This is a genomic window from Virgibacillus salinus (assembly GCF_900102415.1).
GTDB classification, from domain to species: domain Bacteria; phylum Bacillota; class Bacilli; order Bacillales; family Amphibacillaceae; genus Lentibacillus; species Lentibacillus subterraneus.
Genome location: NZ_FNKD01000001.1, coordinates 416236 through 441532 on the forward strand (window position 1 = coordinate 416236; position 25297 = coordinate 441532).

At 39.4% G+C, this 25297-nt stretch carries 22 protein-coding genes, 1 pseudogene and 1 riboswitch; of the genes and pseudogenes, 18 read left to right on the top strand and 5 right to left on the bottom strand.

Annotated elements, in window-relative coordinates; all coding sequences use genetic code 11:
• Window positions 1-3 precede the first annotated feature (3 nt).
• The 5 genes from BLS02_RS02120 to rlmN all read left to right on the top strand — a co-directional run bounded on the left by BLS02_RS02120 (window position 4) and on the right by rlmN (window position 5626).
• A complete protein-coding gene (locus BLS02_RS02120; protein WP_092491308.1) occupies window positions 4-444 on the top strand; it encodes a lasso peptide biosynthesis B2 protein in 441 nt (146 codons plus the stop codon).
• A 19-nt stretch (window positions 445-463) separates the two neighbouring features.
• Window positions 464-1651: a nucleotidyltransferase domain-containing protein gene (locus BLS02_RS02125; RefSeq protein WP_092491309.1), complete on the top strand. Its 1188-nt coding sequence runs from the start codon at window positions 464-466 to the stop codon at window positions 1649-1651.
• Window positions 1652-1663: 12 nt separating this feature from the next.
• Window positions 1664-3460, top strand: coding sequence for an ABC transporter ATP-binding protein (locus BLS02_RS02130; RefSeq protein WP_092491310.1), 1797 nt, complete (start codon window positions 1664-1666; stop codon window positions 3458-3460).
• Between the two features lie 22 nt (window positions 3461-3482).
• On the top strand, window positions 3483-4466 hold the full coding sequence (locus BLS02_RS02135; protein ID WP_092491311.1) for a metallophosphoesterase: 984 nt from the start codon (window positions 3483-3485) through the stop codon (window positions 4464-4466).
• Between the two features lie 86 nt (window positions 4467-4552).
• A complete protein-coding gene (rlmN, locus tag BLS02_RS02140; protein WP_092491312.1) occupies window positions 4553-5626 on the top strand; it encodes a dual-specificity RNA methyltransferase RlmN in 1074 nt (357 codons plus the stop codon).
• Window positions 5627-5823: 197 nt separating this feature from the next.
• Here rlmN and BLS02_RS02145 read toward each other — a convergent pair whose 3' ends face one another.
• On the bottom strand, window positions 5824-6729 hold the full coding sequence (locus BLS02_RS02145) for an EamA family transporter (protein ID WP_092491313.1): 906 nt from the start codon (window positions 6727-6729) through the stop codon (window positions 5824-5826).
• 209 nt (window positions 6730-6938) lie between these two features.
• Here BLS02_RS02145 and BLS02_RS02150 point away from each other — a divergent pair, with 209 nt between their 5' ends.
• Complete coding sequence (locus BLS02_RS02150) at window positions 6939-7664, top strand: DUF421 domain-containing protein (protein WP_092491314.1); 726 nt, start codon at window positions 6939-6941, stop codon at window positions 7662-7664.
• 4 nt (window positions 7665-7668) lie between these two features.
• On the opposite strand, the gene BLS02_RS02155 is transcribed toward BLS02_RS02150, so the two are convergent.
• On the bottom strand, window positions 7669-8928 hold the full coding sequence (locus BLS02_RS02155) for a GGDEF domain-containing protein (RefSeq protein ID WP_092491315.1): 1260 nt from the start codon (window positions 8926-8928) through the stop codon (window positions 7669-7671).
• A 364-nt stretch (window positions 8929-9292) separates the two neighbouring features.
• Here BLS02_RS02155 and BLS02_RS02160 point away from each other — a divergent pair, with 364 nt between their 5' ends.
• The 3 genes from BLS02_RS02160 (at window position 9293) to BLS02_RS02170 (ending at window position 11898) form a co-directional block, all read left to right on the top strand.
• A complete protein-coding gene (locus tag BLS02_RS02160; protein ID WP_092491316.1) occupies window positions 9293-10465 on the top strand; it encodes a ParM/StbA family protein in 1173 nt (390 codons plus the stop codon).
• A 9-nt stretch (window positions 10466-10474) separates the two neighbouring features.
• The gene (locus BLS02_RS02165; RefSeq protein WP_092491317.1) at window positions 10475-10996 is read left to right on the top strand and encodes a hypothetical protein; all 522 of its coding nucleotides are present in this window, start codon (window positions 10475-10477) and stop codon (window positions 10994-10996) included.
• 248 nt (window positions 10997-11244) lie between these two features.
• A complete protein-coding gene (locus BLS02_RS02170; protein ID WP_092491318.1) occupies window positions 11245-11898 on the top strand; it encodes a DUF421 domain-containing protein in 654 nt (217 codons plus the stop codon).
• A 19-nt stretch (window positions 11899-11917) separates the two neighbouring features.
• Here BLS02_RS02170 and BLS02_RS02175 read toward each other — a convergent pair whose 3' ends face one another.
• On the bottom strand, window positions 11918-13324 hold the full coding sequence (locus BLS02_RS02175; protein ID WP_092491319.1) for a Na+/H+ antiporter NhaC family protein: 1407 nt from the start codon (window positions 13322-13324) through the stop codon (window positions 11918-11920).
• A gap of 217 nt (window positions 13325-13541) precedes the next feature.
• On the opposite strand from BLS02_RS02175, the pseudogene BLS02_RS19125 reads away from it, so the two are divergent.
• A pseudogene (locus BLS02_RS19125) lies at window positions 13542-13745 on the top strand (phospholipase); the annotation flags it as partial.
• A 77-nt stretch (window positions 13746-13822) separates the two neighbouring features.
• Here the strand turns inward: BLS02_RS19125 and BLS02_RS02185 are convergent.
• Window positions 13823-15481 (bottom strand): BCCT family transporter, encoded by a 1659-nt coding sequence (locus tag BLS02_RS02185; RefSeq protein ID WP_092491320.1) that lies wholly within the window; start codon window positions 15479-15481, stop codon window positions 13823-13825.
• Between the two features lie 195 nt (window positions 15482-15676).
• Here BLS02_RS02185 and BLS02_RS02190 point away from each other — a divergent pair, with 195 nt between their 5' ends.
• The 8 genes from BLS02_RS02190 (at window position 15677) to BLS02_RS02225 (ending at window position 23709) form a co-directional block, all read left to right on the top strand.
• Complete coding sequence (locus tag BLS02_RS02190) at window positions 15677-16570, top strand: beta-keto acid cleavage family enzyme (protein WP_092491321.1); 894 nt, start codon at window positions 15677-15679, stop codon at window positions 16568-16570.
• Between the two features lies 1 nt (window position 16571).
• Entirely contained in the window at window positions 16572-17546 is a 975-nt protein-coding gene (locus BLS02_RS02195) for a 3-hydroxyacyl-CoA dehydrogenase NAD-binding domain-containing protein (protein WP_092491322.1), read from the top strand.
• Between the two features lie 19 nt (window positions 17547-17565).
• The gene (locus BLS02_RS02200) at window positions 17566-18045 is read left to right on the top strand and encodes a thioesterase family protein (RefSeq protein ID WP_092491323.1); all 480 of its coding nucleotides are present in this window, start codon (window positions 17566-17568) and stop codon (window positions 18043-18045) included.
• Window positions 18046-18247: 202 nt separating this feature from the next.
• Complete coding sequence (locus BLS02_RS02205; RefSeq protein ID WP_092491324.1) at window positions 18248-18778, top strand: GNAT family N-acetyltransferase; 531 nt, start codon at window positions 18248-18250, stop codon at window positions 18776-18778.
• A gap of 23 nt (window positions 18779-18801) precedes the next feature.
• Entirely contained in the window at window positions 18802-19548 is a 747-nt protein-coding gene (locus BLS02_RS02210) for a GNAT family protein (protein ID WP_092491325.1), read from the top strand.
• A gap of 195 nt (window positions 19549-19743) precedes the next feature.
• Window positions 19744-19936, top strand: a riboswitch (cobalamin riboswitch).
• 116 nt (window positions 19937-20052) lie between these two features.
• Window positions 20053-22254 carry a ribonucleoside-diphosphate reductase subunit alpha gene (locus BLS02_RS02215; protein ID WP_092491326.1) on the top strand — a complete coding sequence of 734 codons (2202 nt, stop codon included), beginning with the start codon at window positions 20053-20055 and terminating at the stop codon, window positions 22252-22254.
• A complete protein-coding gene (locus BLS02_RS02220) occupies window positions 22251-22685 on the top strand; it encodes a flavodoxin (protein WP_092491327.1) in 435 nt (144 codons plus the stop codon). The genes BLS02_RS02215 and BLS02_RS02220 overlap by 4 nt, the downstream gene beginning before the upstream one ends.
• Window positions 22666-23709 carry a ribonucleotide-diphosphate reductase subunit beta gene (locus BLS02_RS02225; RefSeq protein WP_092491328.1) on the top strand — a complete coding sequence of 348 codons (1044 nt, stop codon included), beginning with the start codon at window positions 22666-22668 and terminating at the stop codon, window positions 23707-23709. The genes BLS02_RS02220 and BLS02_RS02225 overlap by 20 nt, the downstream gene beginning before the upstream one ends.
• 201 nt (window positions 23710-23910) lie before the next feature.
• On the opposite strand, the gene BLS02_RS02230 is transcribed toward BLS02_RS02225, so the two are convergent.
• A complete protein-coding gene (locus BLS02_RS02230; protein ID WP_092491329.1) occupies window positions 23911-25170 on the bottom strand; it encodes a hypothetical protein in 1260 nt (419 codons plus the stop codon).
• Window positions 25171-25297 lie beyond the last annotated feature (127 nt).

Consider the following 25297-nt stretch of genomic DNA (forward strand, 5'->3'; position numbering starts at 1 on the left):
CTTATGAAAAAGTTAGGTGTTTTTTTAAAATTAAACAGACAGTCGAAGCTGCTCTTATTTGAATCATATTTTTATTTAGGATGGGGGCGTATTCTCAAAGCCCTTCCATTTGCGAAAGTTGCACCTTCACTGGGAGATATTATGGGTGAGACACCGTTTACGCTGCAGACAGATAATAAAGCTCTCCTGGCACATATATCCCAGACTATACAAATCACTAGCCGTTACACGTTATGGGAAAGTCAGTGTCTTGTTAAAGCAATTGCTGCAATGAAAATGCTGGAAAGAAGGAAAATCGAAAGCACGCTTTATCTGGGGACTGCCAAGGATGACACCGGCCAATTAATCGCACATGCATGGCTTCGAAGTGGTCCTTTTTACATTACGGGCTCGGAAGGAATGGAACGCTTTACTGTAATCAGTAAGTTTGCCAAAAGTGTTTGAGCAGGGAGGGTAACTACCAATGGTTAATAAGTTCAAGCTTGATCTCACAGCTATACCAAAAGAATTACAGCTTATTTTTATGCTGCAGAAGAGTGATTCACCTGCTCACCTTAAAACACAATATTTTGAACTGCTAACAGATATCGATTGGGATCAGTTCATTGATTTAACGATGCACCACCGTGTCTATCCGGTGTTAAGTCCAAAGTTAAAACAGATGGATGACGATATAATTCCCCTTTATGTAAAAAAATTCCTCAATAAGCAATATAAACGAAATACGTTTCAGATGCTTTATTTAAGTGGTGAAATGGAACAGGTAGGTAGGATGTTTGCTGACGACCACATTCCACTGATTTTCCTGAAAGGGCCTGTTCTTGCGCATGAGCTATACGGAGATATTTCGCTTCGTACTTCGAGTGACTTGGATATGCTGATTCCGATCAATCAACTTGAAAAGGCTGAAACGCTACTTACAGAACAAGGGTATCAAAAGGATGATTATATTCAAACGGTGCTGAATGACTGGAAGTGGCGGCATCATCATGTTACCTATTTTCACCCGCAAAAGAAGATTAAACTTGAAGTACATTGGAGGCTGAATCCTGGACCCGGAAAGGAACCGAGTTTTAATGACTTGTGGAAGCGAAAGTGCATTAGTAATCTTACCAGCTTTCCAGTTCATGTTCTCAGTAAAGAAGACATGTTTTTATTCCTTGTGTCTCACGGGGCACGCCATGGCTGGTCCCGTATGCGGTGGCTGCTCGATATTCGTGAATTACTCCATCAGCAAATGGATTGGCAGCTAACCAAACGTTTATTAAAAAAATACCAACTATATCAAACTGCAGGGCAAGCGTTAATTTTAGTAGAACAGCTGCTAGATAAAAAGCTTACTAGAGGGATGAAAGCATTAACCAATCATACCTGCCCAAAGGAACTAGCGCAAAAGGCACTATTTTATTATAAACAACAGATCAACTTACATACGGATCCTGTACCTGAAGCTATTGCCAGCTATCATAAACATTATCTATTTTCGTTAATGAGTACACAGCAAAAATTATTTTTTATGATGAGCTTTCTTTATCCATATCCAGAGGATGAGAGCACATTGCCATTACCAAAGGCGTTTCATTTTCTCTATTTTCCGTTGCGCCCATTTTTGTGGGTCTGGAGAAAAACAAGAAAGCATGCTTTACCCTAGGGGGACTTTCAATTGAAACATGTATTTTACTTTCTAAAACAAATTCATGCGTATTCCGGTAAAATCCTGTATATTAACCTCTTTGCAATGATAGGCATAGGGTTGCTTGAAGGGATTGGGATAATTTTATTGATTCCCTTAATTAGTATGAGCGGGATAGTAGATATGGATGCTGGAGGATCGCCATTGTTAAGTATGTTTGGGTTTTTTCAGGATATTCCAAGTTCATTTGGTCTGCCGATAATATTAGCGATATTTGTGCTTGTTGTTGTTGGACAAAATGTTATGAACAGGCAGTTAACTGTAAAAAATACAGTTATACAGCAAGGGTTTTTAAGGCATATGCGGATGGAGACTTACCGGACGTTACTTCACGCGAACTGGGATTTTTTCGTTAAACAACGAAAATCTGACCTTATCAATATATTAACAGCTGAAATAGCCCGTGCCAGTGCGGGCACATACTCATTTTTACAATTTGCTGCTTCACTTGTTTTCACGTTAATCCAGATCGGGCTTGCATTCTGGCTTTCACCAAATATTACGGTATTTGTATTGCTTTGTGGATTAGTACTTATCTTTTTTAACCGGAAGTTTCTTAAACGATCGCTTGCTTTAGGGAAAATGAACTTTGAGCTGGGAAGAAGTTATCTTTCGGGTATAACCGATCAGGTTAATGGGATTAAGGATATCAAAAGTAATACATTGGAGGATTCGAGGTTAGACTGGTTTGGCTCGATCACGGAAAAAATGCAAAACCAGCAGGTGGATTATACGAGATTGAAATCAACCTCGCAATTATATTATAAAATTGCATCTGCAGTTCTAATTGCTGTATTTATTTATATTGCGGTAACCATGTTTAGCGCGCAGGCAGCGCAACTAATGTTAGTTATCGTCATTTTTTCAAGGCTTTGGCCCAGAGTTGCAGGGATTCAATCTTCAATGGAACAAATTGCAACAACGATCCCATCCTTTAAAGCAGTAAATGCGCTTCAAAATGAATGTGACACGGCTAGGGAATTTTCGATGGGTAGGAATCAGGATATCCAGCCGCTTGCTATTAGAGAAGGATTGCAATGTGACGGTGTTTATTTCCGATATAATCAAAATGAACCTCACTATGCGTTGCAGAATATTAACTTAAGCATCCCTTCCAATCAGATGACCGCATTTGTCGGACGTTCTGGTGCAGGAAAAAGCACATTAGTCGATTTACTGATGGGCCTTAACCAGGCCGAAAAAGGGAAGGTGTTAATTGATGGAGTGCCCTTAACGAGTGACAATCTTCTATCATTAAGGCGGTCGATTAGCTATGTGCCACAGGATCCATTTCTATTTAATACGAGTATAAGAGAAAATTTGTTGTTAGTAGAACCAAACGCGAACGAACAGCAGATGTGGGAAGCTTTGGAATTTTCCTCAGCAGCTGAATTTGTCAACGGACTTCCAGACGGTATTGATACACTGATTGGTGATCGGGGGATTAAGTTATCAGGCGGCGAACGGCAACGTCTTGTATTAGCGCGTGCAATCCTGCGCAACCCGTCCATTCTTGTGCTGGATGAAGCGACAAGTGCACTTGATACGGAAAATGAAGCGAAAATCCAGGAAGCATTAGATAGATTAAAAGGGAAGATGACGATTATTGTGATTGCGCACCGTTTGTCGACCATCCGGAATGCGGATCAAGTTGTTGTACTGGAGGAGGGAGAAGTTATCCAAAAGGGCGGTTTTACGGAGCTGGCCAGAGAAAAAAGAAGCACATTCAGCTATTTATTGCGAAATCAGACAGAAGTAACACAATAATGAACATTGGGGCGGGTTATCATTGAAGAAGATTGGAGGCAGGATCTTACTAGGGTCTTTACTTAGTATTTTCATTTTAATTGGTTATATAGTTTGGGATAACAATCGAATCACCGTCACAGAGGAAGATATCGCAATTGATGATATGCCGGAAGAGCTTGATGGATTCCGGATTCTTCAGGTTTCTGACCTGCAGGAAAAAGAATTCGGTAACAATCAGAAGCGCTTGATCGGTGCTATTAATGATATTGACTATGATGCGATTGTTTTCACAGGAGACATTCTCGACAATACAGAAAGCACTAATTACAAGTCCTTTTATTCGATACTTGATGGGATAACGGATAAGGAAAATGCCTGGTTCGTATCAGGGAACGATGACCCCTATAGTTATCAATTTGCCCCTAGCATTGAAAAAAGTGAGTTCATTAAAGGTATGGAACAAAGAGGGGTTGAATTATTAGAGTCTGTTGAAACTGTTAAACTGGAAGAAGCTAATATCCATTTTGTTAACTTCGAGTTGTCGATAATAAGCAGCTCTGAATATGTGGGAACAAGTGAGGGAATCGTCACACCGCCGTATAATTCAAATGAGAACTATCTTACATACCAAAAACAGTTATGGCAGGATATGAAAGTCCTTGATAATGTAGATGAAGCGGATGTGGTAATCGCACTAAACCATTATCCAGTGGCAGATAACCGAATTGATTTTATCCATACTAACGACAAAACAATTTGGAGGGACTATGACCTGATAATGGCAGGACATTATCATGGGGGACAATTTCGACTGCCATTTGTAGGAGCGCTTTTTGTCCCGGAGCCATGGCATAAAAGCAGCTTTTTCCCATCAAATGATCGTGTGAAGGGACTGTGGGAGTATAAACAAACAAAACAATATGTCAGTGCAGGTTTAGGAAGCAGTGATGCATTATCTTTTTTTAAGTTTCGAATGTTCAATCCACCTGAAATCAATCTTTTAACGTTGAAGCGGATTCGATGATTAGAAGGTTTGTATTTGCGACGTTGCGATTGATGCAGTAATATAGTACAATATAAGAATTGCAATGTTTGAAATGAGGGTACAAAATGAGTGAAACATCCATTTATGGACTAACATATGAACAATTAACAGACTGGTTAATGGATAATGGTCAACTACGATTCCGTGCCGACCAGGTATGGAACTGGCTTTATAAAAAACGCGTCACAGCGTTCTCTGAGATGAAAAATGTGAACAAGGAAACGATAGCACTTCTGGAAGAGAATTTCGTCCTGCACACATTATCGGAGGAAATCAAGCAAGAATCAGCTGACGGTACGATTAAATACTTATTCAAGCTGTCAGACGGCAATATTATTGAAACGGTGTTAATGCGTTTCAATTATGGTTTATCTGTTTGTGTAACGACACAGGTAGGCTGTAACATTGGATGCACATTTTGTGCGAGTGGTCTATTGAAGAAAAGTCGCGACTTGAATAGTAGCGAGATTGTCGAACAGATCATGAATGTACAGAAGCATCTTGATGAGAAGGATGAAGGTGAGCGCGTTAGTCATATCGTTGTTATGGGAATTGGTGAGCCATTTGATAACTTCACAAATCTTATGGACTTCATTAATGTCGTGAACGATGACAAAGGTCTATGCATTGGTGCAAGACATATCACTGTATCAACAAGTGGTATTGCAAACAAAATATATGAGTGGGCTGATGCTGGCACACAAGTTAACCTTGCCATCTCATTACATGCACCAAATAACGAACTCAGAACACGTATTATGAAAATAAATAAGGCATTTCCAATTGAGAAGCTCATGGATTCTGTCGATTATTACCTGGAAAAAGTAAATCGTCGCATAACGTATGAGTATATCATGCTGAAGGATGTAAATGACCATAAGACAGAAGCAAGACAGCTTGCTAAACTGCTTGGTGATAAGAAGCACCTGACATATGTGAATTTAATTCCATACAATTCAGTTGATGATAATCAATATCAGCGAAGTGATTCAGAAACAATTCAGGCGTTTTATGAAACATTGAAACAAAACGGTATTAATTGTGGTGTTCGCTGGGAAAACGGAGCAGATATTGACGCAGCATGCGGACAGCTCCGAAGCAAACAAATAAAGAAAAAAAAAGAAAAGAAAACAGTATAGTGGTTTAGAAAACTTGGCTTGTCGCCATGCTTTTATGGCGAAAGCCTTAGTTGCACTTATGCAGTAAGAAAGGATTTATACTTTCTTATCTGCCAAGCAAAAAACCAATCGTCATTATCAGGCGATTGGTTTTTTCATGCAGTTAAGAATGTATCATTTTCTTTAATACGGTAAAGCCATAAAGGAGGATCTATGTCCTAGTCACTTGCTGAATGTTTTCTATGGTAAAGCCGCATACTCCCCAATTCATTCAATATAATAGCGACTATAATCAAAAACGTTCCTAACCATTGTACAAGAGTGATGGATTCGGAGAGAATTATACTTGCCGATATAATAGCCACTGGTAATTCAAATGAACTCAGAATATTTACGAGACCACCTGAAATCAAATGCGCTCCAAGCGCGAAAAATAATGGAGGCATAACGGATCCGAATAAGGCAACCCCCGCAGTTACTATCCATAAAGACCCATCTGTCACAGGTATAGATGGTATATCCTTTATAAAAATCAGGATTACCAGCACAGTCGATCCTGTAACCATCAATGAACTACGAACCCATGGATCAACCTCAATTGCCACTTTACCACTGAAATTTATAAATCCTGCATATGTAAATGCCGCAAGAATCCCAAATACAAATCCCATCGCAGGCAACTTTTCCAGACTGCCATTTAGAATATTTGAGGCAAAAAACACGCCTATTAATATCAGTGCCATTGCCAATAATGTTACTAGGCTTGGTGTTACTTTACTAAGAATCCATTCAAACAGGATACCAATCCAAACGAATTGAAATAATAATATAATTGCTAATGAAGCAGGAAGGTATATCATCGAACCATAGTAAAATATGCTCGTTAGTCCAACAAATGAGCCTGTTATCATAATTTGTTTAATGTTCTTTTTGTTTAATCCCCTGAATGAAGAGCGCTTTGCTATGACGATGCCCCACAGTAAAACAAGGGATATAAGCATTTGAACAATATTAATTTGCCCGAGTGTATAGCCGTTGCTGAATCCTAGTTTGGCAAAAACCGGAGTGAATCCAAAACTGCCTGCACCTATTAATACAAAGAATATACCCTTCTTATCGCCCATCTATTTCCGCCTCCTACTATTAAGCATAACAAGGATAACATAGATGGTTGATTCTTAGCCGATGGAAGCCTTCATGAATAATAAATGCATCTTTCATGTAATCTATAAATGTATGAATAGGGTCAATGCAGGAAAGAATGCTAGTATCATATTTTTCATACTTTTCTATCCAATATCCATTAGAAGAGAGTATGAGTAAGGGGTAAGCCATGCTGGAAACAATAAAAGAATTACTTATCATTCTAGGTAGGATTGTTACTATTTTGCCATTATTACTCTTTGTAACAATTTTTATGGGTAAACGTGCGATAGGGGAATTACCAATATTTGATTTTCTAATTATCGTCACTTTGGGTGCGGTAGTGGGGGCTGACATAGCAGATCCGAATATACACCATCTTCCAACTGCGTTTGCAATTATTGCTATCGCTATACTTCAAAAAATCGTAGCTAAATGGAAAATATCCAATCGAAAAATTGGAAAACTACTGACATTTGAACCAACCATCGTTATCCAAAATGGCAAACTGTTACATAAAAACATGAAACAGATGCGTTATTCCATTGACAATATCCTGCAGATGCTCAGAGAGAAGAGTGTATTTGATTTAAACGAAGTTGAGACGGCAATCATTGAAGCGAATGGATCACTAAGTGTTTTGAAAAAAGCATCCAATCATTCAGTTACTGCACAAGATTTGGGCATAGTCAAAACAACCTCATCAATAACCTTTCCTGTTATCGTAGAGGGAAATATATATACTAATGTGCTGTACAGTCTTAAATTGGATGAAAGCTGGTTGATGGAGCAATTAGCCAGTAGGAATATTGACAACTTAGATGACGTTTTTTATGCCTCCATTAATTATCAGCACGAGCTTCAGATTTCACTAATGGAGGAACAGGGGACAGAAGTTCCCCCTATTCGACATTAGGTTGTCACTCAGAATACCTCACAGACAATGGAAGATCATTCATTCCATTCTTCACTGACACAAGATTTTTACCAAGTTCCTTTGATCGTAGTAATAGGTGATCTGCATAAATATAACCCTTTTCAATAGATAGAAACTCACTAGTTTTATAGAAATATAATCCAAATGAAGCTGTGTATGAAATGGATACGTTTTTTGAATGAAATTCCGCATGTACCGGGCTATTCACTACACCATCTCGCATCTGTTCAACGAGTACCGAGCATTCTTCAAATGTTCTATTTCTTAGGAAAATCGTAAATTCTTCACCACCTGTTCTGAACAGGAAGTCTTCGTCGTTTAGGTACCTGTGCAAAGTGGTAGCAAAACTCTGAATAACCTTGTCTCCAACAGCGTGATTATAATTATCATTATATTGCTTGAATTTATCTATATCCGCTACAATTATCCCTAGATATTCACCTGATAAATTAAATTCCTTCATTTTTTTATCCATAAAAGCGCGGTTATACACTTCTGTCATAAAGTCTGTATACGCCATTTGTTCAAATTTGTCACGCTCCACTTTATTTTGGATGCTTAGTGATTTATCAACAAAAGAACGACTGACCAGATAGTTTAAGATAAATAGGGCGATAACCATCTGCCAGCTTTCCGCTTGTAAAAATACTAGCAAGAATCCGTTTGAGAATGCTATTTTACCTAAATCTGTTATGCTGCGGCTTTTTATGAAGTCGAATGCTTCTCTAGGAGTGCTTATATCACCAAAAAAGTAGGATATTGTAATTAGGTATATATCCGATAATAGGGCAACAATTAGCGCTAATAGGATAATAAGCAGCCAAAAACCAAAAGGGATGTTTTGAAAACTGGGATAAAAGTAAAAAAATAAATAGAAGACAATTGTGTTGTTAAGTGCAAACGAACCAATGTTATAAAATGTATGTAACAATTCATCCGGGTCACCTGTTTTTGTAACTCTTCTAATGATATATACAGTAAAACGATAAAGTGTTTCATAGATAAATAGCCCAATCGGTCCAGCGAACAGAGCAATTGACATACTATAGGAAACACCGTAATCCATATTTAACTTTCCGCTTTTTGAATTCACTCTAAGATGTGTGTAAAGAGTTGAGAAAAGCCAATACAGTACAAGGGCTTTCATATATGTTGAGGTTTCGATTGAAATTGGTCCTGACATAAAAGCCAGAACGAAGGAAGTTAAGAATAGAAATATAATGAAGATTTTGACTCGCAACATAGTATGGCCCCCTTTTTATATGTATAGGACTTACAACCTATATAATAACCTTTATCATATCATAACTAGCTTTTTTATGGCAGTTAAGAAAGTAGAATTTTATAAAAAAGATTAGGGATAATTCAAGTTTCCTCTGTTCATTCATGTGTAAACAATAATGTACACATGAATACAAATTGTTTACGTATTGCATTCATTACCGTGTACAAGTATACAAAACTGTGTGCATACCGTTATATAAATGATTGCAATATTGAAAACATGTATACATAAAAGAATACGATAAAAGTCCGATTGCGTAATTCAAGCAAATCTATTAACGTTATACTAGCAAGTTCATTTTCACGAGAGGAGAAATACAAACATGACAAAATCTAGAATTGCAGCAGTCGATGTAGGAAATGATGCATTAAAGGCAAACTTTGGTAAAATGGAAAGTAATTGCTACATACCAAATGTAATTGCGAGGGATATGGAGGACAGGCCAGTTATTGGAATTGAAGACCTCGATAAAAAGGATCCAATAGATAACCTGCACATTCGTGTCCACTCCCCTGCCCTGGAAGAAAACAATGCGGTATATCGGGTTGGTAATTTGGCAACGAAAACGAATAATTCAACAGAACTGGATCCGGGAAGCAGTAAGTCGGAGGAAGACCAGACATTGATTATGCTGTTTGCTTCTATTGCATTTGATGCAGTAAGCAGTGATGCATTTAAAGCGACAAAAAAAGATGTAATTGATGCCAACTATACACTGGGAACAGGTCTTCCATTACGTGAAGTAAAGGAAGGAAAAGATGTAGGGTACCGCTCCCAATTACTTGGTTCCGTTCATCAGGTTGAGTTTTTAGTAACACCGCAACACCAAGGGAAGAAAGTAAACATCAAATTTGATGAAGTAAAGGTTTATCCTGAGGGCTTTGCAGCATATGTAAACCTGATTATGGATAATGATCTTAACGTTATTAATAAGGAATTAATTGATAAGCAAATACTAATTCAAGATATTGGCGGACTTTCAACGGATATTGCTGTAATTCGCAACCGGAATGTTGACGATGATAAAGCACAAGGATTCCATCTTGGTGTTGCAGAATCCCTTGAGGAGATCCGCGAAGAAATTCGTACCAGACATGGTGTAGAGCTCGACAGCCGCCGTGATGTAGTTGATATAATTACACGTAAAAATGATCGTCATCACATTATGGTAAAAGGAAGTCGGACAAACGTTCATGACATTACTGATCGAATTTTATTGGAGCTTGCTAAGAAAGAATATCGTTATCTACGTAATGTATGGCAAAAGAATTCCCAGTCGGAAATCTGTTATTTTGTTGGTGGCGGATCAGCGGTGCTGAAGGATTATCTAAAGGCACTTAATAACAAGCTCGATGGCTACAATTTAGACTTCTTTGAAGATGAAAATGAGAGCATCTGGATGATGGCCAATGCGTATTACAAGTTAATCACTGATTTTACGAACAAGAATGCTCCAAAAGAGGTAAAGGAACAAGAGACAACGAAAGAAAAGTAGGGTGATAGTATGCGAGATTCCAAAAAAAGCATCGAACGGGGGCAATCGATTACGTTTCGTGTCCCGTCAGATACACCTGATTACTTATTAAAGCAACTGCAACGACTGAAGGAAACGGAACGCCGGAATTTTTCAAGCGAAATCGCACAATATGTACTTAGAGGCGTTAACGAGACTTTTGCAAAGGAACGAGAAACATTAACGGTACCGCTCCCGAAACAATTAACCAAAGAACAGAAAAGCTGGTTGAAGCATGAGCACTCTGAAGCATTAATTGGCAGTATACTATACCAGCTGCTTCAGGATCCCATGCGGGCAACAACTTTGCTGGCGTCTTTAAACAGTAATTCCCGTGACGTGGAAGAGGCACTTTATTTACAGGAAGAAGATGCTGCTGTCACAAATGAAGAACAGGAAATCAATTTAGACGGAGTGGATTTGGATAAATTAGATGAACTTCATCAGGAAGAAGAACCTGAGGAAGACGAGGAAGACCCATTAGGTGACTTTTTCTCAAAAATGAATAAATAATGAAAGTGGCCGGCACATAACTAAAACTTTTCACTTTGAAGACGAATAACGACAGGTTAGGATGTTTAAACGTTCATTTTCAATAGTTCAGTAAAAATCCGAACTAATTCGAATTCTATTTTAAGAATTTTGAATCTTAGTTCGGATTTTACTTTGACTAAAATAATTTTGTCCATGTCTCCTTTCGTATAATAACCACCAATCAAGTCAAACTAATCATAACAACAATCGTAAGGGAGTTTGATATGATGGAGCTTGATTGGATATGGAAGGCAGTACTTATAGTATTGGGTGGTACATTCTTATTGCGGTTTGCAGGCAGAAAGTCAATTTCACAAATGACTCTTCCGCAAACAGTAATCATGATTGGTATCGGCTCATTACTTATACAACCGGTTTCTGGCAATAGCATCTGGCAGACTCTAGCTGTAGGGGCAGTACTGGTTTTCACATTATTCTTAATGGAATATGCACAAGTTAAGGGAAATATATTTGAAAGAATTATTACGGGAAAATCCAAAGTGTTAATTAAAAACGGTCAATTACAGGAACAAAACCTAAAGAAGTTAAGATTAACAGTAGATCAGCTTGAGATGAACCTGCGCCTTAAAAATGTATTAAATCTAAGTGATATAGAGTGGGCAACACTGGAACCGAATGGTCAAGTAGGATTTATATTGAAAAAAGAAGCACAGCCAGTTACAAAGAAAGAATTTCAGCAGCTGGCAACTGATATGCAGGGAACACTGAATCAATTGGCACCAAATAAAGAGATTCAACAGTTAAACAAGCAATTAACACAACTGAATAATCAATTGACACAAGTAACCAACCAGAAAGATATTTTTAACGAATTGGACGAAGATAATCCGAAAACACCCTCGCCAAAACATTTACAATAAGGTGGGGGTGTTTTACTGACTATACAAAGAACCCAACGGCAAGATATATTCCAACAGCAATCACTACACCTATAGAGCAAATTTTTAATTTATAGCGCGCATAATCGACCAAAGGCATCTCCAGGATGGATGCAGTTGTTATGGTTGTGTCGCCAAGTGGAGATGTCATCGCGCCAAATGATCCACTTGCAAATACAGCCCCTACCGTCAAAGGAATCGACGCACCTGTCGATACAGCCAGTGCTATTCCGAGTGGCATGAATAAGCCCCATGTTCCCCAGGATGATCCAATGAAGTAAGCAACAACCGAACCGAGGAGAAATATGATAGCAGGAATAGTAAAGCTTGGTAAAAAAGAACCGAGCGTTGAGCTGATGAACTGGGAAAACCCGAGATCTTCTGCAACGAGCGACAATGCCCAAACAAGTACAAGCAGAATAATCGCTTGCATCAATTGGTTTCCTCCATCAAAGAAGTGGAAGATTGTTTCTCCTAACTCCTGTTTACGTATCATGTAAAAAACAAAGGTTATTATTAGTGTTATAAATACTGCCAGCAGCATCACAAACGTTGCATCGGCCTCCGAGAACGCCTGGAAAATAGTGTCCGCTCCCTTAGCAACTCCATCTTGCCACAAAAGGAATAGCGACAACCCCAGTAATAAAAATAAAGGCACAATCAGGTTCCATGGCTGTGCTTTAACCATCGATAACTCCTTTTTAATTCCTTTACGGTGATAGCTTTCTTCCTCATTTGATTTCTTTTTTTCCACTTCTTTCTCAGAAGACGACCAGAATGTTCGAATCAGCCCTATGATTAGCATAACGATGGCAAAAAAGTTAAACGGAATACTGAGCAGGAAAATTTGGTATGGATCCATATCCAGATTATGTTTCTGAATGCCACCCTCAACAAGTGAGACCATAAAACCGACAAATGCAGTCGCAACAGGTAACAGGACAATTACCGAACTAGTCGATACATCCATCGTGAAACCGACTTTCCGTTTGGATATTTTCATTTCACTCATCAGCGATTTAACCACTGGACCGATCATCATAATCCGGAACATCGGCATCATGAATGTAAATGGCAATGTGAGCCAAATCAGGCTTAACAACCCACGTTGTGAATCTATCTTTCCACCAATCCACTCAGAAAAACCCTTAATACCACCCGAGATGTTCATCATGCCGATAAGGCCGCCAAATAAATAAAGAAAGGCAATAATCTTAATGTTATTTTCGTCTGATAAAGTCGTTACGATATAATTGACAGTTTCCTGGGACCCGCCTAACACACTGAATTCAACAAGCAACGCTCCAACAAGGAGGCCAAGCACAAGTCCTGGCAGGATTTTTTTAAGCCAAATGGACAATCCGATAACGATTATAAATGGAATTAAGGATAGCCAAGCATGTTCCATTGTAACTGCCACCTTCCATAGCTACGATTTACTTGATTTCATTCTGTGTTAATTAAAGTATTAGTTGTACTTAGGTATTCAAACAACCAATCGTTTTTGCCTCACATAAACTAGATATTATTCCTGTAAGTCAGGAGGCAAAGTTATGGAAAAAAAGAATGGGAATTTACGTACGCGAATTTGCCTGTTTCCAGGATATAGATGATGCGGGCCGGGCAGCAGTGGACCAGGTTCTCCAGTTAACCCGGTTGATGCTGCCTGTAAAGAACATGATATGTGCTATAGACGGTATGGACCCTCATGTAAATGTGATCAGGAATTTCTTTACCGTCTTCGCCCTCTAATCAACCCTTATACCCAACAAGGGAGACATGCCAGAACACTTTATTACGTAATGAAAGTACAATCACTTTTTTGCTAATTTGAGAACACTTACTCTAATGAAAGGGTGGTATTTGCAAATCATGCTGAGAGATCATCCGTCTGCATGCCAACGGTCTATTTATCACGATTATTATCTTTATTTATATCCTTACCTTCCAGGGCTTCCAGCGCGGACCGCCTTTCTCTTCTTTTCCTTCGGCGAAGCTCTTTTGTTTCACGATGATCAATGTGAATTGTTGGTGGCTCATAATCCTTGGATGCCCTTATGTCTTCATTAGACGCTTTCATAAATGACCAGGCCATCAGTGCCATGATGAAAATGACTGGAAAACCGGCTACAATACTGGCTGTTTGCAGCGTCTGGAGGTCCCCGACAATCATCAGAACAAGTGGCATCAGACAAAGTGTGAATGCCCAGAACAGGCGATTCCAGCGGAGTGGTTCTCCCTTTACTTCCTTTTGGACAACGGCAGACAGTATATAGGATGATGAATCGAAAGTCGTTGCCAGGAAAATAATTGCAAGAATGGTGAAGAGGGTAACCATTATGCCGGACATTGGAAGCTGGTTCATAATGGCGATAATAGCTGCAGGTGCACTATTTTCATTCATAAAACCAATAACGTCGAAACTTCCGGTCAGCTGTAAATGCAGACCATAGTTCCCCATAATTCCAAAAAACAGGATGCATCCTATCGTTCCGTACATCATCGTCCCGAAAATCATTTCTTGTATCGTTCTCCCACGGGAAATACGTGCAACAAACAGACCGACAAATGGGGCGTAAACAACCCACCATGCCCAATAGAAAACCGTCCATGCTTCTGGGAATTCTGTTTCACTATATCCGCTTATATTTCCAAACGGTTCCAGCCATGTGGCCATTTTAAAGAAGTTATCGAATATAAGACCGATGCTGGTCAATGTCGTTTCACTAATAAATAAAGTTGGTCCAAAGATAAACATAAATAATAAAATGAAGATGGCAAGCCATAGGTTGATATCACTTAACACTTTTATTCCGCGACGCAAGCCGGAATAGGCGCTTACTGCAAAGATAGCAGTACAAATCAGCATAATGAAGGCTTTTAAAGTTAGGTTTACCGGTAAGCCGGTTATCGAGTTAACACCTTCAGCAATCATAGGGGTACCTAATGCAAGTGTTGTTCCTGCACCTCCCATTAGCCCAAACATGAAAAGGACATCAATAACAACTCCTAGCGGTGTATCTACCAATCGTCCAAGGACAGGTCTTACTGCTTCACTTATTTTCAATACAGGTTTTTTTCTTACATAATAAAAGTATGCAATCGGTAGAGCCGGTAGCGTATAAATTGCCCAAGCGATTGGACCCCAGTGAAAAATACCATATGCAGGCGCCCAGTCAATCGCCTCACGTGAGCTTCCCTCTATGCCAAACGGCGGACCTTGATAGTAGTAAGCCCATTCAATCATTCCCCAGTAAAGAATGCTCGAGCCAATACCCGCTGCAAAAAGCATTGCCGCCCAGGATATTGTTCCAAATTCCCTTTCGGCATCTTCATCCCCAAGTTTAATACGACCGTTTTTACTGAACGCAACGAAGATTAGAAATGCAAAAGCTGCGAGTCCACCCAATAAATAAAGTACACCAAAATTCCCTGTCATGAATTCATTTGCAGCACCGACGATCTCTTTACCTTCTTTAGGGAAAACAGCAAGTGGAATGGAAACAGCGAGGAGTAATATTAGAGCACCTATAAATGTGGGCCAGTCAATCAAACTTTTGTTCATATCGATATCACCCTTTCTACAGATAGCTTTTCTATAACTAAGCAGGATATACACAAACATTAATCTTTCCGAGAGGTTTCATAAAACATGTAGTTACTGTTTATGTCGATGAAAATAATAAAAAAGTTAATTTAAGTAAACAGTATAAGCAGAAAAGAAAACTTTTTATGATGGATAACTGTTAGGAGGAATTTCATGAATAAAAATGTCATCTTATCATGTGCGGTAACAGGTGCGGGAGATACCACATCAAAAAATCCGAATGTACCTGTAACACCAAAAGAAATTGCGGATTCATCCATTAAAGCGGCAAAAGCAGGTGCGACGATTGCTCATGTTCATGTACGTGATCCTGAGACAGGAATGCTAAGTCATGATGTGGAGATTTTTAGAGAACTAGTGGAACGAATACGTGAAGCAGATACTGATGTGATTATAAATATTACTGCTGGTGGTGGTGGCGATTGGGTTCCAAGTGATGCTGATCCTACTAAGGGTGGTGAAGGTACTGATATGCAAACCCCTGAACAGCGCCATGAGCCTGTGGGTATGCTGTTACCTGAAATTTGTACGCTGGATTGCGGAAGTGTCAATTTTGGAAATCAGGTTTATGTCAGCCCTACAGACTGGCTGCGAAAACAAGCAAAGCTAATTCAGGAAAGTGGTGTTAAACCAGAACTTGAGTGCTTTGATACAGGTCATGTCCGATTTGCCAATCAATTGGTGGAAGAGGGTTTAATTGATGGTGATCCAATGTTTCAATTTTGCCTCGGAATCCCGTGGGGAGCTGATGCTGATGCAGAGACATTAGCATATATGAAAAGTCGTGTCGCGGATAATGCTAGCTGGGCTGCGTTTGGTATCGGACGGATGCAAATGCCAATGGTAGCCGAATCAGTTCTCCAGGGCGGAAATGTTCGTGTTGGCTTGGAAGATAATATCTATTTGAAAAAGGGAACATTGGCGACAAATGAACAACTGGTCGATAAAGCAATTGGAATTGTTCATAGTTTAGGGTCAGAAATCATGACTCCACATGATGCACGTGAATTTTTAAAACTTCGTAAACATGATGGGAAGGCGGATTAACATGGATGGACATGATACATCTCAGATAAAAAACATCACTGTCGTAGGGACTGGCGTAATCGGTAATGGCTGGATTACTCGATTTTTAGCGAACGGTTATCATGTCACAGCAACTGACCCTGATCCGACGGCAGAAGAACGAATGCGTGATGCAGTAGAAAAATCCTGGCCAGCAATGGAGAGGATGGGATTAGCAGATGAGGCATCTATGCATAATTTATCATTTGAAACAGACCTTGAAATTGCCCTGACTCATGCTGATTTTGTGCAGGAAAACGTACCGGAGCGTGAGCAGCTTAAGCGAAAAGTCATGGCTGAAATTGACCAATACACACCTGAAGAAACGGTGATCGCTTCGAGCACATCCGGAATATTGCCAAGCACACTTCAGGCTGATTGTGCTCACCATCCAGAGCGCGTTATTGTTGCTCATCCATTTAATCCAGTCTACTTAATACCATTAGTAGAATTGGTTGGAGGCAGTAAAACGGAACTATTTTTTATTGAAAAAGCAAAAGACTTATATGATAAACTTAATATGAAACCACTTGTTATCCAAAAAGAAATCGAAGGGCATGTCGCCGATCGGTTAATGGAAGCTATCTGGCGTGAATCGCTTCATATTGTTAACGATGGTGTAGCAACAACGGAAGAAGTTGATGCATCTATTATCTATGGGCCCGGGTTACGCTGGGCATTGATGGGGCCATTTCTAACATTACATATGGGAGGCGGTAAGCAAGGTATGCGTCATTTACTTGATCAATTTGGACCAGCTTTAAAGCTGCCATGGACAAAACTTGTAGCCCCTGAATTAACCGACGAATTGGCTGAGAAAGTCATTACTGGGTGTGAAAAGCAGACTGATGGAGCTGAGATGAACAGTCTCGAAGAACGCAGGGATCAATTTTTAATTGAACTGCAGCAATTATTAGAAAAATACTGGCCTGGTGCAAATCTTACCGGTAAAATTTGATAGAAAGAGGGAGTTTTATATGGGAGAAGCAAAAGTAATTATTAATGATCAGGTTCGCGAAGATTGGATTGACTATAATGGGCATATGAATGATGCTGAATATGTCCGCGCATTTAGCTGGGGCGTCGATCGATTTATGAAGTTGGTTGGAATTACAGATGACTTTCGCGAAAATAATCACTATACGGTTTTTACAATGGAAAATCATGTTTGTTATCTGGCTGAAATGAAGTTAGGTGAGCCGTTTGAAGTACATCTGCAAATGCTTGATTATGACGAAAAGCGTGCACATGTTTTTTATGAATTGTATGGGGAAAATGGAAAACGTGCTGCAACAAGCGAGCAAATGCTGATGGGAATTGACCAAACGTCAGGCAGACCTGCACCTTTTCCAGATGAAATTTTTGCAAAGGTTAAAGATTTAGCAGATAATCATACTCCAGATGAAAAGCCCAAAGAAGCTGGCCGAGTAATAGGAATACGAAGCAAGAAGAAGTAAATGGTATGGACGTTGCTCAGGAGTAGCGTCTTAATTTTTGAGTTAAGAAAGTACCAATACTTTCTTACAGAATAAGCGCAACTAAGGATTTTCTATATAAAGACTGGCGATAAGCCAAGTTTTTAAATAATGGAGCGTTTGAAAGTTTGAAAGTAACCTTTATACTAAGAAATACAATTAATTTTTAGAGGAGAATGTAAAAATGATTGAGTTAAAGCAATTCGAAAGTACGGATTTCCAACAGCTGATCAATTGGATTAACACAGAAGAATTTTTATACCAATGGGGTGGTGCTAATCAATTTGAGTACCCTTTAAGTGAAACCCAATTATCAAACTATATTCAGAATGCGAATAGCGAAGACTCCAATACATTTGCATATAAAGTTGTGTATAAAGAATCAGGAAGCACAATTGGTCATATTTCGTTAGGAAGGATTGATAAAGCCAACAATAAGGGGCGAATCGGCAGAGTATTAATTGGTGATAAAAGCGTGAGAGGACAAGGGATAGGTCAGCAAATGATTAGAGAAGTCTTAAGCATTGCTTTTGAAAAACATAATTTGCACAGAGTAAGTCTTGGTGTGTATGATTTTAATGCTTCAGCAATTGCTTGCTATGAGAAGTCAGGGTTTACAAAAGAAGGGTTACATAGAGAAGCAGCAAAAGTTGGAGATGAGTACTGGAACGTATGGGAAATGAGTATATTGGAGAATGAATGGTTTAAGGAATAGAAAGATTGGGGGTTGTGCGAATTATGGAACCTAAAGGAACTATGAGTAGATTAGAAATTTATGCAAAAGTTAAAATTGTGAAAGGTAAAAACTTTGTAACGATTGAAGAGACAAAGGCATTAACTGCTGAGGAAATGATTGAATTTATATCTAATTTTATTAATGACCTTGAGCTCGGAGAAATCCCCAATGTGAATATTATGGTAAACAGTAAATTCACTGAAGAGGTCTATGAAGTGCTTCAAGACAATAATTTTCAGTTTCATGATGAAATGGTCACTGTTTATAAGGAACTTAATGAGGTAGTTGAACTGGAATCTAATTTTACATTTAAGTCATTACATAGTATTTCGCAACATGAGTTTAGAGAAATTTGGGCAGAATCAATGACCGATTCACTCAATGCCCCATCTTCATTAACGCTTGATGAACAAATGAAAAGCCTGGAAATAGAGTTAGGGCCTGACTATAAAGATTCTTGTTTAGTTGCTTATGAGGAAGGGCTGCCAGTTGGAGTTGCTATTCCACATATTGAACCAGGTACCCTGGACGAAGGAAGACTTTTTTATTTTGGCTTGATTCCAAGCAAACGTGGCAAAGGAAAAAGCATCCCCCTTCATAAACTCGCACTGCAGCTGTTAAAGGATGAATTTAATGCTTTCCGTTATATTGGCGGTACGAGTGAAAGTAACCAGCCGATGTTAAAAACTTTTATGGCCAATGGGTGTCATGTGATTGAGCGGAATAAGGTTTATAAGAAGATAAGCTAAATCCCCAAAATACTGAAGATCACAATTAGGTTGCTCGAAGTTCACAACTAGTTCGCCGAAGTTCATAAAAACCGGTGCAATTATATTAAAACTTAAATCCTCCATTATTTTTACATATCCGTATTGCAAGAAGTAATATTATATGATAGTCTTTCAATACAATATATTGGTATAATAATAAAAATAACAACTATATATAGTGTTGCAAGTTAAGGTGACATTTATTGTCATAATAGGGAATCCAGTGAAAAACTGGAGCTGTCCCCGCAACTGTAAGTGTGGACGAACGAGTAACCCACTGTACCGAAAGCTTCACGGCTACGGTATGGGAAGGACTCTAGTAGATAGAAGCACGAGCCAGGAGACCTGCCATAGCTTGTAGTTTCAATTCCTCGGGGTAAGAGAAGGTGAAACGATAGAGAGATATATACATATTTTCTGTCGTTCTAACCGTTCATCCCCTGGGTGAACGTTTTTTTGTTTTAGAAAAAAGGAGGAAAAAACATGGTAATGACAGCAAATGGGCAAATCTCACAATTGATTGAATATGCAACAAAAGGATTAAATATAGACAAGGAAATTTTGTTGGAAAAAGCCAATCGGACCGGAACTACGGAGAATCTGATAAAAATAGCCCTTGAAAATATCGATGAAGCCAACCCTGATTGGACCTTTGCAGCTAGCCGTATTTATTTAAAGGAATTATACAAAACTGCTGCAGAAAACAGGGGATACGATGCGAATTTACGGTACGGAAACTTCTATGAACTTATCACAACACTTACGGAAAAGGGTATCTATTCAGAGCATTTGTTAAAAACGTATAAGAAAGAGGAAATCGATTATTTTGCCGAAGTAGTTCAGCCAGAGAGGGACTTATTATTTAACTACTTGGGACTGTACACTCTGGCAACTCGCTACCTTGCAACAGACCATAACAAGAATACATATGAGCTACCACAGGAAAGATGGATGATCATTGCGATGTACTTAATGCAGGACGAAGCGCAAGTAAATCGCAGTCATTATGTCACAGAAGCATACTGGGCGTTGAGTAATTTATATATGACCGTTGCCACACCAACCTTAACAAATGCTGGTAAATCTCACGGTCAGCTGTCCAGCTGTTTTATCGACACAGTAGATGACAGTTTGCAGTCTATCTATGACAGTAATACTGACATTGCTAAGCTTTCCAAAAATGGTGGAGGAATTGGCGTTTACATGGGGAAAATCCGTAGCCGCGGCAGTTCAATCAAGGGATACAAGAATATGTCCAGTGGTGTCGTTCCATGGATTAAGCAACTCAACAATACCGCTGTTAACGTAGACCAGCTGGGGACACGAAAAGGTGCGATCGCTATCTATCTGGATGTATGGCATAAAGATATTGAGCCATTTCTCGACTTGAAATTAAATAATGGTGATGATCGGATGCGCGCCCATGATATTTTCACGGGTGTCAGCTTACCGGATTATTTTATGGAACAGGTAGAAAACCGCGGTGATTGGCATTTATTTGATCCGCATGAAGTTCGTCAGGTTATGGGTTATTCGCTGGAAGATTTTTATGATGAGGAAAAAGGCGATGGCACATGGCGTCAAAGGTATCTGGAATGTGTGCAATCGACTGAGCTATCGAGAAAAGTCGTACCGGCAATAGATATTATCAAGCGGATTATGAAATCACAGCTTGAGTCGGGAACACCATTCATGTTTTACCGTGATGAAGTAAACCGAAAAAATAATAATCCGCATAACGGGATGATTTATTGCTCGAATTTATGCACTGAGATTACTCAGAATCAATCACCAACTGAATTTCTGGAGGAGTATGTGGAAGCTGAGAATACGATTGTAAAAAAATATAAAGCAGGCGATTATGTTGTTTGTAATTTAAGCTCGATTAATTTGGGACAAGCAGTTCCGGATGGTGTGCTTGAGCGGCTTGTTACTATTCAGGTTCGTATGCTGGATAATGTGATTGACATCAACACATTACCAATCAAACAAACGCAAATGACAAATCAGAAATACCGTGCTATTGGTCTGGGAACATTCGGCTGGCACCATCTGCTGGCAAAAGAACATATCCATTGGGAATCAGACGAGGCAGTATCCTATGCCGACAACTTATATGAAAAAATTGCCTACCTGACAATCAAAAACAGCATGGAACTTAGTAAAGAAAAAGGGAACTATCCAGCATTTGAAGGTAGTAAATGGCAGAAAGGGAGTTATTTTACCGAAAAGGGCTATACCGATGAAAAGTGGTTGAATCTGAAGCGTGATGTAGCAGATAATGGCATTCGAAATGGCTACTTAATGGCAGTTGCCCCAAATTCATCAACATCCATGATTGCTGGCTCGACAGCGAGTATCGATCCAATTTTCAAACCTTTTTACTATGAGGAAAAAAAGGATTTCAAGATTGCAGTCACTGCGCCAGAATTGGATTACCAGTCCTATGATGTTTACCGACGCTCTGCATATATACTTGACCAGCGCTGGTCGATTAGACAGAACGCTGCAAGACAAAAACATATTGATCAAAGTATCTCATTCAACTTTTATGTCCCGCACACTATTAAAGCGTCTGTGATGCTGGATTTACATCTCCGGGCATGGAAGGAAGGCCTGAAAACGACCTATTATGTACGTTCAACAGCTAATGATGTCGAAGAATGTGTGTGGTGTGAGAGTTGAGAAGTTTAGTAGCGTATTTATCATACAGCGGAAACACAAAGGAAGTAGCGGAAATTATTACTGATCAACTTCAAACAGACAATGTGACTGTTGATATGCATCGGATTGGAATTGATTATCCAATTGATGCTTCTGAATATGACCAAATTTTTCTCGGAACGTTCACGTGGGATATGGGTCGTACGCCGGACGAAGTGAAAGATTTTGTGCAGGAGGTTGGCTATAAACCGGAGCATGTTGCTGTGTTTGGTACTGGTGACACGCAATTCGGCGGGGATACGCTTTTTTGCAGGGCAGTGGATAAATTATCGGCATTTTATCATAGCCAGTGGCCTGGGTTGAAAATTGAGCAGTCACCACGAGGTTCACAGGAGCACGTAGTAGAAAAATGGGTAGAAGGAGTGTTGCATGATGTCAAAATCCTTGCTTAAAAAAGCCAAAACATTGGAACCATTACACCCTAACAAATCAACGGCACTATTCGGAGGGGAAGCAAGCGGAATTTTGAATTGGAACGATATCGCATATCCGCATTGGTATAAAATGTATAAACGACTCATCGGAAACTACTGGCAGGCTGATGAAGTAAATATGTCAGGCGACGTACGCCAGTTTTCGCTGCTGACGAAAACGGACCAGGACGCGTATTTAAAAATTATTGGACTATTATCGACCCTGGATGCACCTCAGACAAGAACGGCACTGCTCTTTTCCTTGTATGCCAGTGACCCATCTGTCCAGTCGATTATGGCAGTGATTGCTCAGCAGGAAGCCGTCCATAATGAGAGTTATTCCTATGTGCTGTCGTCTGTTGTTTCACTGGATGAACAAAATGAAGCATTCCAGCTCGGACGCAATGATCCTGTTTTAATCAAGCGGAATGATAATCTCATGCAGCAATACAATGCGTTTGTGGACGAGCCATCGATGGAAAATATACTAAAAACAATGGTGTTTACTGGACTACTTGAAGGTATGTTCTTCTATTCGGGGTTCGCATTCTTTTATAATCTGGCCAGGCAAAATAAAATGGTCGGCACATCAACAATGATAAGCTATATCAATAGGGATGAACTTGAGCATGGTCGGTTTATTGCTGAATTATTCCGGGCAACCCTGGATGAGAATCCGGAGTTGAATACGGCTTCATTTTCAGATTGGATATATGAGCAGTTCAAGGAATCGGTTGAACTGGAAACAGAGTGGTCCCGTTATGTGCTGGCAGATGTTGAAGGCATCGATTTGGATGAAATGTCAGGATACATTAAATACCGTGCGAACAAGATGCTGCGTATGATGGGGCTCAGTGAAATCTATCCTGATCATACAGATAACCCAATGAAATGGATCCGTGCTTATGTTGATAACTTCGATGGAACGAAAACAGACTTTTTTGAGCAGAAGTCACGACAATATACGAAGACGAGCGATTTAAATGGATTTGATGACCTTTAGTTTGGCGTGAGAAGGCTGTTTGGCTCAAGTAGACACAAAATCGGCTGAAGTAGTCACAAGTCCGGCTCGAGTTGTCACAACTCGGCTCAAGTTCACAAATTTTCGGCTCGAATGTTCATAATTAGCCAGACAAATGTTTGACCAGGTTTCGTAATTATTACAACAAACGGTGTGCCCCCTCCAGAGCACACCGTTTCCCCCTTATAATCCAGCCAATAAGACTATATCACCGGTAATAGCATTCACGCCATATGGGCAATCAATTTTCCCGCACATAATATAGCTTTTTTGCTCCTGATCATATACATATACAGGTTCTGCTTCTACATATTCGCGAAGTTTTTTAAATGCTTCCTCCTGTGACACAGCAGGTTCGTCCGCATCTTTAAAATGCTTGAACATATCAAGCAGCATATCATTATCAACATAATGAACCGCATGATAATTCTCCCGATCAATCATCAGTTTTATTTTGCGATCAAAGGCACGATTTGTAAACTCCGTTGGTTTTAGTTCCGCGAAAATATAGCCATTTTCCAGGTATAATCCGGTTAATTTCCATTCGCCGCTTTCGTCTGGAAATTCAAGTTGTAAGAACCGTAACACTTCTTGCTCACATGTCGCTGCTTCCGTATTTGTAATCGGTATTGTGTCCGGATGTTGCTCATTCTCCAGTGCCTGGTCGAGCGTAACTTCAATCGATAAATCAATATCTTGTTGTGTGAATTCTCCCTCGATTGACTTATCCCATTCCAGGATCATGTCTTTGTGTATATAGGAAATTAGGTCCTTATCAAATGGGATTGTTCTTTCCCCATTATTTACCAGATAAATCTCTTCTATCCCGTAGATTGGCAGCCATTTTTCCTGATCCTTATCAGGAACTTCTATCAATTTACATTGCTCGCTTGCTATGGGTTCGTACTTATCGGGAGTCAGACCAAACGGTTCCCATTGTATTTGGTCCTCATCTGGAAAATCACCATCAATAGTAAATAGGGATAGCTGCCCCTCGTCATTAAACCCAATTTCAATGGTCCCAGTTGGCGCCACTGGGATATTGTCTACAGCTGCACCGAAGCTTAACATGTCATCTTCCTCGTGAACAATCAGAAATTGCCTGCCAAACGTTAAATCTGTCACTTCTTCAATCCATTCAATTGCACTCTCTTTTTCTGAAGTTGGATACAAACTGCTATCGGCATATGAAACATCCTCAACAAAAATAATGCGCTTTAACGCTTTTGTGTGGAAATTAATATCGATAACCGCTGTTCCAGGTGGGTTATAATCTTCATCAGATTGGGCAGAATTATTCGGGAACCATTCCATATTCAAAATATACGCTGTCTCATTAAAGTTATTTATTTCGCGGAAAAAATGATGTCTTTTCAAATAATAATCATTTAGTCCAAATTTCTCACGGGTATCGTCAATTAAGTTCTGAAGCTGTCCGTTCATCGTTAAAACCTCTCTTTTTTCGAATTATATCCATTATAACATTTCAATTAGTTCTTTCTATCCATATTAATTTCAACTGTATATGTTAGCCTAAATAACAGCATTATAAGGAAAAACAACTTAGAAA

Coding starts and splice junctions, on each gene's coding strand:
- BLS02_RS02120 (WP_092491308.1), top strand. CDS start 4: ATGAAAAAGTTAGGTGTTTTTTTAAAATTAAACAGACAGTCGAAGCTG.
- BLS02_RS02125 (WP_092491309.1), top strand. CDS start 464: ATGGTTAATAAGTTCAAGCTTGATCTCACAGCTATACCAAAAGAATTA.
- rlmN (WP_092491312.1), top strand. CDS start 4,553: ATGAGTGAAACATCCATTTATGGACTAACATATGAACAATTAACAGAC.
- BLS02_RS02145 (WP_092491313.1), bottom strand. CDS start 6,729: ATGGGCGATAAGAAGGGTATATTCTTTGTATTAATAGGTGCAGGCAGT.
- BLS02_RS02150 (WP_092491314.1), top strand. CDS start 6,939: ATGCTGGAAACAATAAAAGAATTACTTATCATTCTAGGTAGGATTGTT.
- BLS02_RS02155 (WP_092491315.1), bottom strand. CDS start 8,928: ATGTTGCGAGTCAAAATCTTCATTATATTTCTATTCTTAACTTCCTTC.
- BLS02_RS02160 (WP_092491316.1), top strand. CDS start 9,293: ATGACAAAATCTAGAATTGCAGCAGTCGATGTAGGAAATGATGCATTA.
- BLS02_RS02165 (WP_092491317.1), top strand. CDS start 10,475: ATGCGAGATTCCAAAAAAAGCATCGAACGGGGGCAATCGATTACGTTT.
- BLS02_RS02170 (WP_092491318.1), top strand. CDS start 11,245: ATGGAGCTTGATTGGATATGGAAGGCAGTACTTATAGTATTGGGTGGT.
- BLS02_RS02175 (WP_092491319.1), bottom strand. CDS start 13,324: ATGGAACATGCTTGGCTATCCTTAATTCCATTTATAATCGTTATCGGA.
- BLS02_RS02185 (WP_092491320.1), bottom strand. CDS start 15,481: ATGAACAAAAGTTTGATTGACTGGCCCACATTTATAGGTGCTCTAATA.
- BLS02_RS02190 (WP_092491321.1), top strand. CDS start 15,677: ATGAATAAAAATGTCATCTTATCATGTGCGGTAACAGGTGCGGGAGAT.
- BLS02_RS02195 (WP_092491322.1), top strand. CDS start 16,572: ATGGATGGACATGATACATCTCAGATAAAAAACATCACTGTCGTAGGG.
- BLS02_RS02200 (WP_092491323.1), top strand. CDS start 17,566: ATGGGAGAAGCAAAAGTAATTATTAATGATCAGGTTCGCGAAGATTGG.
- BLS02_RS02205 (WP_092491324.1), top strand. CDS start 18,248: ATGATTGAGTTAAAGCAATTCGAAAGTACGGATTTCCAACAGCTGATC.
- BLS02_RS02210 (WP_092491325.1), top strand. CDS start 18,802: ATGGAACCTAAAGGAACTATGAGTAGATTAGAAATTTATGCAAAAGTT.
- BLS02_RS02215 (WP_092491326.1), top strand. CDS start 20,053: ATGGTAATGACAGCAAATGGGCAAATCTCACAATTGATTGAATATGCA.
- BLS02_RS02225 (WP_092491328.1), top strand. CDS start 22,666: ATGTCAAAATCCTTGCTTAAAAAAGCCAAAACATTGGAACCATTACAC.
- BLS02_RS02230 (WP_092491329.1), bottom strand. CDS start 25,170: ATGAACGGACAGCTTCAGAACTTAATTGACGATACCCGTGAGAAATTT.